The sequence below is a fragment of the Lentzea fradiae genome (assembly GCF_900100955.1).
Lineage (GTDB): Bacteria > Actinomycetota > Actinomycetes > Mycobacteriales > Pseudonocardiaceae > Lentzea > Lentzea fradiae.
The window spans coordinates 416086-433133 of sequence record NZ_FNCC01000008.1; the positions used below are offsets into that span (position 1 = coordinate 416086).

5 protein-coding genes are annotated in these 17048 nt (G+C 71.7%); all 5 read left to right on the forward strand.

Going from position 1 to position 17048, the window contains the following annotated elements; all coding sequences use genetic code 11:
- Positions 1-4 precede the first annotated feature (4 nt).
- Genes sbnA through BLT23_RS21440 form a run of 5 tightly spaced genes read left to right on the forward strand, consistent with a single transcriptional unit; the run spans position 5 to position 17039 of the window.
- Positions 5-997 carry a 2,3-diaminopropionate biosynthesis protein SbnA gene (sbnA, locus tag BLT23_RS21420; protein ID WP_090051659.1) on the forward strand — a complete coding sequence of 331 codons (993 nt, stop codon included), beginning with the start codon at positions 5-7 and terminating at the stop codon, positions 995-997.
- Positions 990-13004: an amino acid adenylation domain-containing protein gene (locus tag BLT23_RS21425; protein ID WP_176946853.1), complete on the forward strand. Its 12015-nt coding sequence runs from the start codon at positions 990-992 to the stop codon at positions 13002-13004. The genes sbnA and BLT23_RS21425 overlap by 8 nt, the downstream gene beginning before the upstream one ends.
- Positions 13001-13702, forward strand: coding sequence for a thioesterase II family protein (locus BLT23_RS21430; protein ID WP_090051576.1), 702 nt, complete (start codon positions 13001-13003; stop codon positions 13700-13702). Before BLT23_RS21425 ends, BLT23_RS21430 begins: the two co-directional genes overlap by 4 nt.
- Positions 13699-16224 (forward strand): amino acid adenylation domain-containing protein, encoded by a 2526-nt coding sequence (locus BLT23_RS21435; protein ID WP_090051577.1) that lies wholly within the window; start codon positions 13699-13701, stop codon positions 16222-16224. Before BLT23_RS21430 ends, BLT23_RS21435 begins: the two co-directional genes overlap by 4 nt.
- The gene (locus BLT23_RS21440; protein WP_090051578.1) at positions 16221-17039 is read left to right on the forward strand and encodes an SDR family oxidoreductase; all 819 of its coding nucleotides are present in this window, start codon (positions 16221-16223) and stop codon (positions 17037-17039) included. Before BLT23_RS21435 ends, BLT23_RS21440 begins: the two co-directional genes overlap by 4 nt.
- The last annotated feature ends 9 nt before the right edge of the window (positions 17040-17048 follow it).

Here is a 17048-nt window from a genome sequence, read left to right on the forward strand (position 1 = left end):
TGCCATGCCGATCATCACGGCTCCGCAGGACTTCCACGCGGAGGACCTGTTTGTCGATCTCGGTGCAGTGGTCGATCGTTCCCTGTACCTCAAGTGCGAGGGCTTCAACTTCGCGGGATCGGTCAAGCTCAAGGCGGCAGCCGAGATGATCGCGGCCGCCGAACGCAGCGGCACGCTGACCAGCGACTCGATCATCGTCGAGTCCTCGTCCGGCAACCTCGGCATCGCGCTGAGCATCATCGCCGCGCACAAGGGCTACCGGTTCATCTGCGTCACCGACTCGCGGTGCAACCTGACCACCCGCCGGATGATGGAGGCGCTGGGCAGCCAGGTGCACACGATCACCGAGCCCGACGTCGACGGCGGCTTCCTGGCCGCCCGGATCGCCTACGTCCGCGACCTGGTCGCCTCGGACCCGCGGTGCCTGTGGCTCAACCAGTACCACAACGTGAACAACTGGAAGGCCCACTACCGGCGGACCGCGCCCTCGATCGCCCGGAACTTCCCCGGCCTCGACGTGCTCTTCGTCGGAGCGGGCACCACCGGCACCCTCATGGGGTGCGCCCGGTACTTCCGCGACGAGGGCCTGCCGGTCCGCATCGTCGCGGTGGACAGCGTCGGATCGGTCACGTTCGGCGGCGCGCCTGGGCTGCGGATGATTCCCGGCCTCGGCACCAGCGTCCGGCCCAGCCTGCTGGTCGAGTCCCTGGTCGACGACGTCGTGTACGTGGAGGAGGCGGACACCGTCCGGTCGTGTCACCGCCTGGCGCGCAACGGTTTCCTCTTCGGCGGCTCCACCGGAACCGTCGTCAGCGGCGCGCTGTCCTGGCTCGACGCCAACGCCGCGGGCAGGGACCTGACCGCCGTCGTGATCGCGCCCGACATGGGCGAGCGCTACCTGGACACGGTCTACCAGGAGAACTGGGTGCGCGACATCTATGGCGACGACGTGCTCGCCGTCGACCTCGAGAACGCGGGAGCACGCTCCAATGACTGAACAGGCAGAAAAGCGGATACCGCTCTCGGCGGCGCAGACCGAGCTCTGGTACGCCCAGCAGCTCGATCCCGGCAACCCGATCTGGAACATCGCCGAGTACTACACGATCGACGGCCCGCTCGACGCCGGCCTGTTCGAGGCCGCGATCCGGCGCTGCATCGAGGAGACCGACTGCCTGCGCGTCCGGTTCGAGCAGCGCGACGACCGGGTCGAGCAGGTTGTCCGGTCCTCTGTGGACTGGGAGCTCCAGGTCGTCGACCTCGTCGGCGCCGACCACCCCTACACCGAGGCGCAGGACTGGATGCAGGCCGACCTCAGGACCGCGGTGGCCCTCGACGCCCCACTGCTGTTCGGGTTCGCCCTGATCAAGATCTCGGCCACCAGGACCCTGTTCTACCAGCGGGCGCACCACATCCTGTGGGACGGGTTCAGCGAGGCGCTGTTCACCCGGCGGCTGGCCGCGGTCTACACCGCGATGCAGGCGGGGGAGCCTTACGAGGACGGAGCTTTCGCCGGTCTTGACGCGCTCGTCGGCGAGGAGCTCGCCTACCGGGACTCGCCGCACTTCGAGCGGGACCGCCAGTACTGGGCCGGCCGGTTCCCCGAACCCGTCGAGCTGACCGAGATCTCCGGTCGGCCCGCGACCCCGGTGCGCGACCACCTGCGCCTGGTCCTCGACATCGACCCCGCCGTCGCCGCGCGGATGAAGTCCGTGGCATGGGACGCCAGGGCGGCACTGCCGACCCTGGTGGTCGCCGCCACGGCCGCGTACGCCCAGCGGATGACCGGCCGCCGCGACGTGATGGTGTCCATGCCGGTGACCGCCAGGACGACGCCCACGGCGAAGGCCGTTCCCGGCATGCGGGCCAACGTGCTGCCGCTGGCGCTGACCATCCCGCCGGCGATGACCCGCACCGAGCTGCTGTCCCTCGCGGGCGGCGTGCTGGGCAAGACCCTGCGGCACCAGAGGTTCCGCGGCAGGCAGGTCCGCGAGCTCATGGGGCTCGCATCGGACGACCGCCGCCCGTTCGGCCCCGAGGTCAACGTGGTGTCGTTCGTCGAGGAGATGCGCTTCGGCGACTGCACGGTCACCACGACCAACCTGTCCACCGCGCCCAGCGACGACCTGACGATCACGGTGTTCCCGACGGCCGGCGACGGCCTGGGCATGTACCTCGACGGCAACCTCGACCTGTACTCGGCGGACGAGCTGGCCGCGCACCTGCGCCGCTTCCACGAGTTCCTCGGCGCCTTCACCGCGCTGCCCGGCGACGTGCCCCTCAGCCGGGCCGACGTGCTGGGCTCCGCCGAGCGGAACCGGTTGTTGGTGGAGTGGAACGACACGGGTCGTGTCGGTGGGTTCACTGATGTGGTGGAGCGTGTTCGTGAGTTGGCGCTTGCTTCGCCGGATGTTGTTGCGGTGGAGGATGACTTCGGGGCGGTGTCGTACGCGGAGTTGGTAGCGCGTGCGAGTGCTGTGTCGCGTCGGGTGAGTGGCGGGCTGGTCGGTGTGTTGTGCGATCCCGGGGTCGGGTTCGCGGTGGCGGTGTTGGGAGTGTTGGGGGCCGGGGCGGCTTATGTGCCTTTGGACCCCGGGGCTCCGGTGGTTCGCAATGCGGGTTTGGTGGCGGACAACGGTATCGAGACCCTGTTGGTGGGTCCGGAGTATGCCGGTTTGGCGCGGTCGTTCCCAGGCGTCGAGGTAGTGGTGCTCGATGGTGCTTCCGATGACGAGTTGATGGCGTTGTCGGGTGGGTCCGATGACTTGGCGTATGTGATTTTCACGTCGGGTTCGACGGGTGTGCCCAAGGGTGCGATGGTGCATCGGGGCGGGATGGTGAACCACCTGTTGGCGAAGGTGGAGGACCTGGGTCTGTCGTCGGCGGATGTGGTGGTGCAGAACGCGCCGCTGACGTTCGACATCTCGGTGTGGCAGACGCTGGTGGCGTTGGTCGTGGGCGGTCGTACGCGGGTTGTCGGGCGGGCGACGGCGATGGATCCGGCGGCGTTGTTCGCGCTCAAGGGTGTGACGGTGCTGGAAGTGGTGCCGTCGTTGCTGCGCACCGCTCTGGACTCCTGGGATTCCGGTGCCGCGGTACCGGACTTGAGCGGTTTGCGGTGGCTGGTGGTCACGGGTGAGGCGTTGGCGCCGGATCTGTGTGTCCGCTGGCACGACCGCTTCCCGAGCATTCCGCTGGTGAATGCTTATGGTCCGACGGAGTGTTCGGACGATGTGACGCACGCGGTGATCGAGGGCGATCCCGGTGCGCGGGTGCCGATCGGCCGCGCGGTGCGCAACACGAAGCTGTATGTGCTCGGCGATGATCTGGGGCTTGTCCCGGTCGGCGTGCCAGGCGAGCTGTACGTGGGTGGTGCGGGTGTTGGTCGGGGGTATCTCAACGATCCTGTTCGTACGGCGTCGGTGTTCGTGGCCGATCCGTTCGAGGTCGGTTCCCGGATGTATCGGACCGGCGACCGTGTCGTCCGCAGGCCCGATGGCCAGCTCGAGTTCCTGGAACGACGTGACCACCAGGTGAAGATCCGGGGTCACCGCATCGAGCTCGGAGAGATCGAGACGACGTTGCGCGGTGTCGATGGTGTCGTCGATGTCGTGGTCGCCGCCCGGAACGACGGGCAGGGCGCGAAGCGTCTGGTGGCGTACGTGGTCGGCGAACTGACCGGGCTCAAGGAAGAGGCCGGGCGCGTCCTGCCCGACTACATGGTGCCGTCGTTGTTCGTCGGCTTGCCGGAGCTGCCGCTGACGGCCAACGGCAAGGTCGACCGCAAGGCACTGCCGGCGCCGGACTTCGCGGCGGCTCCCCCTTCTTCGACGGGCATGCCGCGCACACCCGGCGAGGAGATCCTTTGTGGACTGTTCGCCGAGGTGCTGGAGGTGCCGGTCGTCGGCATCCACGACGACTTCTTCGACCTGGGCGGCCATTCGTTGCTGGCCACCCGGCTGATCAGCCGGGTCAGGACAGTTCTCGGCGCGGAGCTGACGCTGCGCACGCTGTTCGACACGCCGACCGTCGCGGCGCTCGCCGCGCACCTGACGGGCGGCACGCCCCGCCGGAAGCTGACCGCCGCGCCGCGCCCGGAGTTCATCCCGCTGTCCCCCGGGCAGCAGCGGCTGTGGTTCCTCAACCAGCTCGAAGGCCCCAGCGCCACCTACAACGTGCCCGCGGTGCTGGCACTGACCGGTGACCTCGACGTCCCCGCCCTCGAAGCGGCGCTGGCCGACTTCGTCGCGCGGCACGAGACCCTGCGCACGATCTTCCCTGAGCAGGACGGGACTCCGCACCAGGTCGTGCTCGACCCGGCGGCGGTGTCCACGGCCCTCGACGTCGTGCCGGTGACCCCCGAGGGACTCGCGGACGCCATCACCGAGTTCGCCGCGCTGCCCTTCGACATCGTGTCCGAGGCGCCCGTCCGGGTCAGGCTGTTCGCCGTCGGACCGCGGGAGCACCACCTCGTGCTGTCCCTGCACCACATCTCCAGCGACGGGTGGTCTTCGCTGCCACTGCGCCGCGACCTCGCCGAGGCGTACTCCGCCAGGGTCGCGGGACGCGCCCCGGCGTGGACCCCGCTGACCGTGCAGTACATCGACTACAGCATCTGGCAGCGCGACCTGCTCGGCGACGAGAGCGATCCGGCGAGCCCGGCCGCCGTGCAGCTCGCCTACTGGCGCGACCGGCTCGCGGACCTGACGGAGGACGTGCGACTGCCCCTGGACCGTCCCCGCCCCGCCACCCGGAGCAACCGCGGCGGCACGGTCTCCGTGTCGGTGGGAACCGCGCTGTACGACAAGGTCACCGCGCTGGCCCGGCAGACCGGCACCAGCCACTTCATGGTCGTGCAGGCGGCGCTGGCCACGGTCCTGCACAAGCTCGGCGCCGGCGACGACATCCCGATCGGCACTCCGATCGCCGGGCGCGCGGACGAGGCGCTCGACGACCTGGTGGGTCTGTTCATCAACACCTTGCTGCTGCGCAACGACCTGTCAGGTGACCCGACGGTGCGCGACCTCCTCGCCAGGGTCCGGGAGACCGACCTGGCGGCGTACGCCCACCAGGACCTGCCGTTCGAGCGCCTGGTGGAGGTCCTGCGGCCCGCCCGCTCGCTGGCGAAGCAGCCGCTGTTCCAGGTCGTGATGGCCTACCAGAACGAGGTGGCCGGCCTGCCGGAGATGACCGGGCTGACCGCGCAGTTCCGGGTCCACACCATTGGCACGGCCAAGTTCGACCTCAACTTCGAGTTCACCGAGCTGGCCGCGGGCGGCATCGCCCTGTCCGTCGAGTACAGCGCCGACCTGTTCGACGAGTCGACCGTGGAGCTGGTGGGCGCCCGCTTCCTGCGGGTCCTGGAGGCGTTCACCGCGGACCCGGACCGGCGGGTGAGCCAGGTCGACGTGCTCGACGACGCCGAACGGCGGCAGCTCGTCGAGGAGTACCGGCAGGCCAGGACGTTCGTGCTGGACGAGCATCTGATGCCGGTCCCGCACGGCGTCCCCGGCGAGCTGTTCGTCGCCAGCCCCGCCGTCGCGGGTCTGTCGCTCGAGGTCATGGACCCCGAGGGCGAGCGGTTCGTGTCGAGCCCGCTGGCCGACGACGGCACGTGGCTGATGCGCACCGGCGAGCTCGTCCGGTGGAACGGCACGACCACCGAACGGGTCGGCAAGGTCGTGCGCAAGCTCGCGGTCCGGGCGCCGGAAGTGGCGCCGGAACCGGCGGCGCCCGAGCCCGTCGCGGACGCCTACCGCGCCCCCCGCACCCCGCAGGAGGAGATCCTCTGCGGCCTGTTCGCCGAGGTGCTGAACCTGCCGCGGGTCGGCAGGGACGACAACTTCTTCGAGTCGGGCGGCCAGTCCCTGCTGGCCAACCGCCTCGTCAGCCGGGTGCGCACGACCCTGGACTCGGAGCTGGCGGTGCGCGACCTGTTCGAGGCGCAGACGCCCGCCGAGCTGGCGGGGCGGCTGGGCCACGGGCGGAGCAGGCGCGCGCTGGAGGCATCGGCGCGACCCGACGTGCTGCCGCTGTCGTTCGGGCAGCAGCGGCTGTGGTTCCTCAACCGCCTCGAAGGCGACTCCGCCACGTACACGATCCCCCTGGCGCTGCGGCTGAAGGGGAACCTGGAGCGCGCCGCGCTGCGGGACGCCTTCGCCGACGTGGTCGACCGGCACGAGGTCCTGCGCACGGTCTACCCCGAGGTCGACGGCGCACCGCGCCAGGAGATCAGGACCGGGCGGCCGGAGATGGCCGAGCGGACGGTGTCGGAGGAGGAGCTGCACGTCGCGCTCGCCGCCGCCGCCGACCGCGGCTGGGACCTGACCACCGACCTCCCCGTGCGGGCCGAGCTGTTCTCCCTCGCCCCCGACGAGCACGTGCTCCTGCTGACGTCGCACCACATCGCCAGCGACGGGTGGTCCGCCACCCCGCTGGCCCGCGACCTCGCCCACGCCTACCGGGCCCGCCTGGCCGGGCACCCGCCGAAGTGGGCTCCGCTGCCGGTCCAGTACGCGGACTACGCGCTGTGGCAACGGGACCTGCTCGGCGACGAGGCCGACCCGGAGAGCCTCGCGGCGAAGCAGATGGAGTTCTGGCGCTCGGCGCTCGCCGACCTGCCGGACGAGCTGGGCCTGCCGACCGACCGGCCGCGTCCCGGCGTGTCCAGCTACCGCGGCGACACCGTCCGGTTCGAGCTTCCGGCCGACCTGCACCGAGGGCTCGCGGACCTGGCGCGGACGACCGGCGCCAGCCTGTTCATGGTGCTCCAGGCCGCGCTCTCGACCCTGTTCCGCAAGCTCGGCGCGGGCACCGACATCCCGATCGGCGCGCCGATCGCCGGCCGCACCGACGACGCGCTCGACGACCTGGTCGGGTTCTTCCTGAACACGCTGGTGCTGCGCGCGGACCTGGCGGGCGACCCGACGTTCCGCGAGCTGCTCGGACGGGTCCGCGAGACGGACCTGGCGGCGTACGCCCACCAGGACCTGCCGTTCGAGCGGCTGGTGGAGGTGCTCAACCCCACCCGGTCCAGGGCGCGCCAGCCGCTGTTCCAGGTGGTGCTGATCCTGCAGAACAACGCGACCGCCGAGGTCGACCTGCCGGGGCTGCGCACGACCGCCGAACTGCTCCGCACGCCCGCGGCCGACGTCGACCTGCACTTCGACTTCATCGAGGAGTACGACGCCGAGGGCTCGGGCGCGGGCGTCGAGGGTCTGCTGAAGTTCAGCACCGACCTGTTCGACCGGTCCACTGTGGACCTGATGGTCGAACGGCTGGTGCGCCTGCTGTCCACCGTCGTCGCCGACCCCGACCAGCGGATCAGCGCGATCGACGTGCTGGGCTCCGCTGAGCGGGACCGGTTGCTGGTGGAGTGGAACGACACCGGTCGTGCCGGTGGGTTCGCTGATGTGGTCGAGCGGGTTCGTGAGTTGGCGCTCGCCTCACCGGATGTTGTTGCGGTGGAGGATGACTTCGGTTCGGTGTCGTACGCGGAGTTGGTCGCGCGTGCGAGTGCTGTGTCGCGTCGGATAAGTGGCGGGCTGGTCGGTGTGTTGTCCGACCCCGGCATCGGATTCGTCGTGTCCGTGCTGGGCGTGCTCGGTGCGGGTTCCGCTTACGTGCCGTTGGACCCTGGTGCGCCGCTGACGAGGAACGCGGACCTGATCGCCAACAGTGGCATCGAGACCCTGTTGGTGGGTCCGGAGTATGCCGGTTTGGCGCGGTCGTTCCCAGGCGTCGAGGTAGTGGTGCTCGATGGTGCTTCCGATGACGAGTTGGTGGCGTTGTCGGGTGGGTCCGATGACTTGGCGTATGTGATTTTCACGTCGGGTTCGACGGGTGTGCCCAAGGGTGCGATGGTGCATCGGGGCGGGATGGTGAACCACCTGTTGGCGAAGGTGGAGGATCTGGGGCTGTCGTCGGCGGATGTGGTGGTGCAGAACGCGCCGTTGACGTTCGACATCTCGGTGTGGCAGACGCTGGTGGCGTTGGTCGTGGGCGGTCGCACGCGGGTTGTCGGGCGGGCGACGGCGATGGATCCGGCGGCGTTGTTCGCGCTCGAGGGCGTGACGGTGCTGGAGGTGGTGCCGTCGTTGCTGCGCACCGCTCTGGACTCCTGGGATTCCGGTGCCGCGGTACCGGACCTGGGTGGGTTGCGGTGGCTGGTGGTCACGGGTGAGGCGTTGGCGCCGGATCTGTGTGTCCGCTGGCACGACCGCTTCCCGACCATCCCGCTGGTCAATGCTTATGGCCCGACGGAGTGTTCGGACGATGTGACGCACGCGGTGATCGAGGGCGATCCCGGTGCGCGGGTGCCGATCGGCCGTGCGGTGCGCAACACGAAGCTCTACGTGCTCGGCGATGATCTCGGGCTTGTCCCGGTCGGCGTGCCTGGCGAGCTGTACGTCGGCGGCGCGGGTGTCGGCAGGGGATACCTCAACGATCCTGTTCGTACGGCGTCGGTGTTCGTGGCTGATCCGTTCGAAGTTGGTTCCCGGATGTATCGGACCGGTGACCGTGTCGTCCGCAGGCCCGATGGCCAGCTCGAGTTCCTGGAACGACGTGACCACCAGGTCAAGATCCGGGGCCACCGCATCGAACTCGGCGAAATCGAGACGGCGCTGCGCGGCCTGACGGGGATCACCGACGCGGTCGTCGACGTCCGCACGGACAGCGCCGGGCAGAAGAGGCTGATCGGCTACGTCGTCGGCGACGCGGCGGGCGTGAAGACCGCGGCGGGCGCGGTGCTGCCGGACTACATGGTGCCCTCGATCGTCGTCGGCCTCGCGGAGCTGCCGCTGACGGCCAACGGAAAGGTGGACCGCAAGGCGCTGCCGGCACCGGACTTCGCCGAGAACTCCTCGTCGGGCGCGCCTCGCACACCGGGTGAGGAGATCCTTTGTGGACTGTTCGCCGAGGTGCTGGAGGTCCCGGTCGTCGGCATCCACGACGACTTCTTCGACCTGGGTGGCCATTCGTTGCTGGCCACCCGGCTGATCAGCCGGGTCAGGACCGTTCTCGGCGCCGAGCTGACGCTGCGCACGCTGTTCGACACGCCGACCGTGGCGGCGCTCGCGGCCTGCCTCGGCGACACCCCGGTCCGTCCGCCGCTGGTCCGCTCCGACCGCCCCGGCAGCATCCCGCTGTCGTCCGGCCAGCAGCGGCTGTGGTTCCTCAACCGGCTGGAGGGAGCCACCTCCACCTACAACATCCCCATCGCCCTGCGGCTCGCCGGCGACCTCGACCGGGACGCGCTCGAGCAGGCGTTCGCCGACGTGGTGGACCGGCACGAGAGCCTGCGGACGGTGTTCCCGGAGAGCGAGGGCGAGCCCCGCCAGCGCGTCCTGGAGGGTGTCCGGCTCCCCATCACGGTCGCCACGACCGACGAGAGCACCCTGGACAAGGCCCTCGCCGCCGCGGTGAGCCGCGGGTTCGACCTCACCACCGAGATCCCGGTGCGCGCCGAGCTCTTCGCGGTGGGGCCGCGGGACCACGTGCTGCTGCTCGTGGTGCACCACATCGCGGGAGACGGCTGGTCGATGGCGCCACTGGCCGCCGACCTGGCCGAGGCGTACTCGGCCCGCCGCGCCGGTGACGGCCCGGGGTGGGCCCCGCTGCCGGTGCAGTACGTCGACTACAGCGCCTGGCACCGGAGGCTCCTCGGTGACGAGGACGACCCGCTGAGCCTGGCGGCCGGGCAGCTCGCCTACTGGCGCGAGCAGCTCGCCGGCCTGCCGGAGCAGCTCGCGCTGCCCGCGGACCGGCCGAGGCCCTCCGTGGCGAGCCATCACGGCGACACGGTGCGCTTCGAGATCGACGCCGACCTGCACCGGGCGCTCGCCGCCCTGGGCAGGCAGTCCGGCACCAGCCTGTTCATGGTGCTGCAGAGCGGACTGGCCGCCCTGCTGCACGCGCTCGGCGCGGGAACGGACATCCCCATCGGCACCCCTGTCGCCGGCCGGACCGACGATGCGCTGGACGGCCTCGTGGGCATGTTCATCAACACGCTGGTGCTGCGCACGGACGTCGCGGGCAACCCGACGTTCCGCGACCTGCTCGACCGGGTGCGGGCGACCGACCTGGCCGCCTACGCCCACCAGGACCTGCCGTTCGACCGGCTGGTCGACGTGCTCAACCCGGTGCGGTCCACGTCGGTGCCGCCGCTGTTCCAGACGATGCTGGTGATGCAGAACAACCCGCCCGCCGAGGTGCGGCTGCCGGGCCTGGACGTCTCGCTGGTGCCGGTCGGCACCGGGACGGTGAAGGTGGACCTGCGCTTCGAGTTCACCGCCGACGCCGGCGTGCTGCGAGCGGTCGTCGACTTCAGCACCGACCTCTACGACCGCGCGACGGTCGAGCGGATCGCCGCCATGCTGGTGCGCGTCCTGCGTTCGGCGACCACCGATCCCGACGCCCGCCTCGCCTCGCTCGACGTCCTGGACCCGGCCGAGCGGCACGCCGTCACCGCCGGGTGGAACGACACCGCGTTCGCGGTGGAGCCGCTCACGATGCCGGAGCTGTTCGAGCGCCAGGCGGCCGAGACCCCCGACTCCACCGCCGTGGTGTGCGCGGAGGAAGAGCTGTCGTACGCGGAGCTGAACCTCCGCGCCAACCGGATCGCCCACATGCTGGCCGCCGAGGGGATCGGTTCCGGCGACATCGTCGGGCTCGCCTTCCCGAGGTCGCTCGACCTGGTGGCGTCGCTGCTGGGCGTCCTCAAGGCGGGGGCGGCGTACCTGCCGATCGAGCTGGACCACCCGGCCGAGCGGATCGCCTACCTCGTGGGCGACGCGAAGCCCGTGCTGGTGCTGGCCGGCGCGGCGGCGCCGGTGACCGGTGTGCCGGTCGTCCGGGTCGACACCCGGCCGGTCCGGCGTGATCTGGCGCAGCGCAAGGGAACCGACCTCGTGGACGCCGACCGGGCTCGCCCTGTGCACCGGCGTGACGCGGCCTACGTCATCTACACCTCGGGCTCGACGGGCCGTCCCAAGGGCGTGGTGGTCGAGCACCACGCGCTCGCGGACTACCTGGCGTGGACGAGGAGCTCCTACGCCTCCGCGTCGGGCACCGCGCTGGTGCACTCGCGGGTGTCGTTCGACCTGACCGTGACCGCCCTGCTCACGCCGCTGGTGTCCGGCGGCCGGGTCGTGCTGGCGGGCTTGCAGGACCCCGCGTCCGCCGAGGCGCAGGGTGTCGCGCGGACGCCCACCGAGTTCCTCAAGGCCACGCCGAGCCACCTCGCCCTGCTGCGGGAGCTGCCGCCGGAGTACAACCCGACCGGTCAGCTGCTGCTCGGCGGCGAGGCGCTCACCGGGGAGGCGCTGGCCGGGTGGCGGGAGGAGCACCCCGGCGTCGAGGTCCTCAACGTCTACGGCCCGACCGAGGCCACGGTCAACTGCGCCGAACACCGGATCGCACCCGGCGAACCGGTGCCACCGGGACCCGTGCCGATCGGCCGCCCGCAGGGCAACGCCCGGCTGACCGTGCTCGACGACCTGCTCCGCCCCGTGCCGGTCGGCGTGACCGGCGAGCTGTACCTCGCCGGTGACGGGCTCGCCCGCGGCTACCTGGACAACCCCGGTCTGACCGCGGCGCGGTTCGTGGCGGACCCGTTCGGGCCGCCCGGAGCCAGGATGTACCGCTCCGGCGACCTCGCGAAGCGCCGCGCGGACGGTGAGCTCGTGTACGTCGGCCGGGCGGACGACCAGGTCAAGCTGCGCGGGCACCGGATCGAGCCGGGCGAGGTGGAGTCGGTGCTCGCCGAGCTGGCGGGGGTCGACCGGGCCGTGGTCGTCCTGCGCGACGACCGGCTCGTCGGGTACGTCGTGTCGGACGCGGACCCCGGCGAGCTGCGGGACCGGATGGCCGCCCTGCTGCCCGACTACCTGGTCCCGGCGGTGATCGTGCCCCTGGACCGGCTTCCCCTGACCCCCAACGGGAAGCTCGACCGCAAGGCCCTGCCGGACCCGGGCTTCGGGGTCAGCGCGGCACGTGCGGCCAGGACGCCGCAGGAGGAGCTGCTCGCCGGTCTGTTCGGCGAGGTGCTCGGACTGTCCGAAGTGGACCTGGAAGCGAGCTTCTTCGACCTCGGCGGCCACTCGCTGCTGGCGGCCAGGTTCATCGGCCGGGTGCGGGCGGTGCTCGGCGTCCGGCTGTCCATCCGCGACATGTTCGAGGCGCCCAGCGTCTCCGGGCTGGCCAGGAGGCTCGGCCGGGCGGGCAGCGGCGGCGCGGCGCTGGACGTGCTGCTCCCGCTGCGCGTGACCGGTGATCTGCCCCCGATCCACTGCGTCCACCCGTCCGGCGGCATCAGCTGGTCCTACCTGGGCCTCGCCGCCCACCTCGGGCCGCGCTACCCGCTCTACGGCTTGCAGGCGCGGGGAATGCGGGAACCGGACCGGGTGCCGGGCACCGTCGAGGAGATGGCGGCCGACTACGTGGAGCGCATCCGCTCCGTGCAGCCGGCCGGTCCCTACCACCTGCTCGGCTGGTCGTTCGGCGGCCTGGTGGCCCACGCGATGGCGACCCTGTTGCAGGAGCAGGGCGAGGAGGTCGCCCTGCTGGCCAGCCTCGACAGCCACCCGGTCCCGGAACCGGGTGAGCTGCCCGGCGACGCCGAGCTGCTCGGCGCGATCCTGACGTTCTTCGGCTACCCGCCGGAGGAGAAAGCCTTTACCGCGCAGGAGGTCCTGGAGGTGTTCCGGCGGGACGACCACCCGCTCGCGGGCCTCGACGAGCGAGGTCTGATGGACTGCGTGGCCGCGTGGCGCGCCAACGTCCGGTTGCAGGCGAGCTTCGTTCCCGGCCGCTACAAGGGAAAGCTGCTGCACTTCGTCGCCGACGAGGAGCCGGGTTCCGCCGAGGTGGACTGGTCGCCGTACGTCGACGGCGAGGCCGAGCGGCATCGGGTCCCGTGCGGACACCACGACATGATGCGGCCGGAACCGTTGCGGCACATCGCCGGCGTCATCCTCGCAGAGCTCCAGAAGGAGAGCAGGTCGTGACCCACAAGTTGTTCTGCTTCCCCTACGCGGGCGGCGGTGCCTCGTTCTACCGGGCCTGGCCGGACACCGGTGTCCACGGCTTCCAGGTGGTCCCGGTGCAGCTCCCCGGCAGGGAGGAGCTGTTCGTGGAACCCTTCCACGACAGCGTCGGCCAGGCCGCCGACGACCTGGCGGGCAGGATCACCGGCTCGCTCGGCCCGTCCGACGAGGTGTCCCTGTTCGGCCACAGCTTCGGCGCGGTGCTGGCGTTCGAGGTGGCGCGCAGGCTGGCCGGCTCCCGGCCGCCGGTCCACCTCGTGGTGAGCGGCTCCGCCAACCCCGTCACGCCGCTGCCCCGCGAGGCGGCCGACCTCGACGACGACCAGTTCGTCGCCAGGGTCGAGATGCTGGCCGGCTACACCCACCCCGCGCTCTCCGACCCCGACCTGCGGGACATCGTGCTGCCCGCGCTGCGGGCCGACGTCGCCCTGCACGAGTCCTACGTCGCCGAGGACCCGCGGCCGATCCCGGTGCCGATCACCGTCGTCCGCGGCGCCACCGACCACATCGTGTCGGCCGAGGACTGCGTGGCGTGGGGGGCGGTCACGTCGCAGCGCTGCGACCAGGTCGAGCTGCCCGGCGGGCACATGTACCTGGTGGACGACTCCGCGCCGCTGTTCGACCTGCTCCGCCGCGTCCTGGCCGGGAGTCTGCTGTGAACGCCGGGTTCGCGGTCAGGTCCGTCCTGGTCGACGCTGGCTCCGTGACCGACTGCGCGTTGCAGGAGCGGTTCGCCCTGACCGGCGAGGAAGCCGCGAACGCCTGCCGCCGCGTCATGGACCGGCCGATCGACCCGGCCGGCGAGCAGCTCACCAGGGTCGTGCTGGTGCACCTGGCGGGCGGCGAGCGCAGGCTCGTCGTCACGGCGCACGTCGACGCCCTGGACGCGGAAAGCCTGCGGGAGTGGGCCCTGTGGCTCTCCGCCCCCAGCGGCACCGCTCCCGCCCACCGGCGCCCGGTGAGGTTCACCGGTCCCGTCGCGGGATCGCTGGAGTGGGCCACGATGGGCGGCCACCTCGGCACGGGCGTGCGGGAGGAGTGCCTGGAGACCGGGTTGCCGCCGGTGCCGGTGCGCACCCTGGCCGCCGCCTGCGCGGTCGTCCTCGCCCGCTACACCGGCGTCTCCACGGCGCTGGTGGGCCTGCCGGACGGGACGGCGATCTCCGCCGACGTGGACGACGACGCCACGAGCGCGGAGCACGTGGCCACCGTCCACGGGCTCGCCGCCGCGGTGCCGGAGCTGACGCCCACTGTGGTGGTCGAGGCCGCGAAGCCCGCCGCCGTCCTGGACGAGCTGGTCCAGGACCAGCCCGCGCCGGTGGTGGTCCGCCTCGACGAGGACGGGCGCCTGGTCTGCCGCCACCGCGCGGACCTCGTGGACGACAGCGCCGCGCAGGGCCTGCTGCGGTCGCTGCACGCGGTGCTGGCCGCCTTCGGCGAGTCCGCGGTCGTCGGCGAGATCGACCTGCTGCGGGGCGCCGACCCGCTGTCCGACGGCGGACCGCTCGCCGGCACCGAGAGCACGATCCACGGCATGGTCGCCGACCAGGCGGCCGCGCGACCCGACGCGGTCGCGATCACCTGCGGCGCGGAGTCCACGACCTACGCCGAGCTGGACGCCGCCGCCACGCGCGTCGCGTCGTGGCTGGTGTCCGCCGGGGTCGAGCCGGGGGACCGGGTCGGGGTGTCGCTGGAGCGCACACCCCACCTCGTCGCCGCACTGCTCGGCGTGCTCAAGGCGGGGGCGGCGTACGTGCCGCTCGACCCCGGCTACCCGGCGAAGCGGCTGGAGTACATGGCCGCCGACGCGGGTCTCGCCGCGGTGATCGACCGCCCCGTGGCCGCGGACCCGGTCGAGCTGCCGGAGGTGGGGCCCGACGCCGCGGCGTACGTCATCTACACCTCGGGGTCGACCGGCAAGCCGAAGGGCGTCGTGGTGGACCACCGCAACGTCGCCGCGCTGCTGGAGTCCACGAAGGACTTCGGCTTCGGCTCCGGCGACGTCTGGACGTTCTTCCACTCCTACGCGTTCGACTTCTCGGTCTGGGAGATCTGGGGCTGCCTGGCGACCGGTGGCAGGCTCGTCGTGGTGCCCCAGCAGGTCGCCCGCGACCCGCACGAGTTCCACGCGCTGCTGCGCGAGCAGTCGGTCACCGTGCTCAACCAGACGCCGTCGGCGTTCACCCAGCTGCTGGCCGCCGACCTGGACAGCCCCGACCGGCTCTCCGTGCGGCTGCTGGTCTTCGGCGGCGAGCAGCTCGACTCCCGGATGCTGCCCGCCTGGTTCGACCGGAACCCGGAGGACCGCTGCCGGGTGGTGAACATGTACGGGATCACCGAGACGACCGTGCACTGCACCTGGTTCACGATCGACCGCAGGGCCGCGCTGGCGGGCAGCAGGTCGGTCGGCACGGCCATCCCCGGCTGGCGGCTGCGGGTGCTCGACCCGCGGGGCCGGGCCGTTCCGCCCGGTGTGGCGGGCGAGATCGTGGTCAGCGGCGCCGGCGTGACGCGCGGCTACCTGGGCAAGCCGGACCTGACCGCGCAGCGGTTCCCGGTGGGGCCCACCGGTCGCCGCTACCGCAGCGGTGACAGGGGCAGGCTGCTGGCCGGCGGCGAGCTCGAACACCTGGGCAGGCTCGACGACCAGGTCAAGATCCGCGGCCACCGCATCGAGCTCGGCGAGATCAAGGCCGAGCTGCTGGCCGATCCCGCGGTGGTCGCGGCCGCGGTCGTGGTCAACCGCCGCGGCGACGGCGGCGACGCGCACCTGGACGCCTACGTCGTGGGACCGGTGGACCCGGCCGCGGTGCGGGACCGGCTGACGGGCGTCCTGCCCGCCTACATGGTGCCGAGCACGGTGACCGCGGTGCCGCGGTTGCCGTTGACGGGCAACGGGAAGCTGGACGTCGGGCGGCTGCCCGCGCCCACCACGGAGGCCCCGGCACCGACGGGCGCGGACACCGCGGACCAGATCGCGCAGGTGTGGCACTCGGTCCTCGGCGCCAGCGCCGGACCGGACGACAACCTGTTCATGGTCGGGGGCAACTCCCTCGTCGCCGCCAGGATCGCGGCCGAGATCCGCGGCAGGCGGCTGGGCGACGTGACCGTGCAGCAGATCTACCGCACCCCGACCATCCGCGGACTGGTCTCGGTGCTGACCGCGGGAGGAACGGCATGACCGGCGACCTCGTGATGATCACCGGTGCCGCCCGCGGGATCGGCCGCGCCTGCGCGACCGCGTTCGCGGCCGGCGGCGCCGACCTGGTCCTGCTGGACGTCGCCGAGGAGATCGACGGCGTGCCGTACCCCCTCGGCACCCGCAGCCAGCTCGAGGCGACGGCCGCGCTCTGCCGCGACCACGGCGTGAGCGTCACCACCGAGCGGGTCGACATCCGCGACACCGCGGGTGCCTCGGCGGCGGTCGGGCGCACGCTGGAGCGGTACGGGCGGATCGACGTCCTGGTCAACAACGCGGGTCTCGTGTCGCCGTCGGGCAAACCCGTCCACGAGGTGACCGACGACGACTGGCAGCTGATGATCGACGTCGACCTGACCGGCGCGTTCCGGATGATGCGACTGGTGCTGCCGGGCATGGTCCGCCGAGGTTCCGGCGCCGTCGTCAACATCGCCTCCACCGCCGGACTGGTGGGGTACCGGCACTTCGCGGGCTACGTCGCCGCGAAGCACGGCCTGATCGGCCTGACCAAGGCCGCGGCGCTGGACTACGCGCCGCACGGCGTCCGGGTCAACGCCGTCTGCCCCGGCTCCGTGCGGGACGACCCCGACCTGGAGGGCGTGATGCTGGCGGAGATCGCGCGCTGCCTCGAACTGCCAGGAACCGAGCACGAGAAGACCTTCGTGGCCACCCAGCCGACCAACCGCCTCGTGCGCGCCCAGGACGTGGCCGCCTCCGTGAAGTGGTTGGCGAGCGCCGACGCGACCGACGTGACCGGCTCGGTCGTGACGGTCGACGGCGGCTACACCGTCCGATGAGGAGGACCT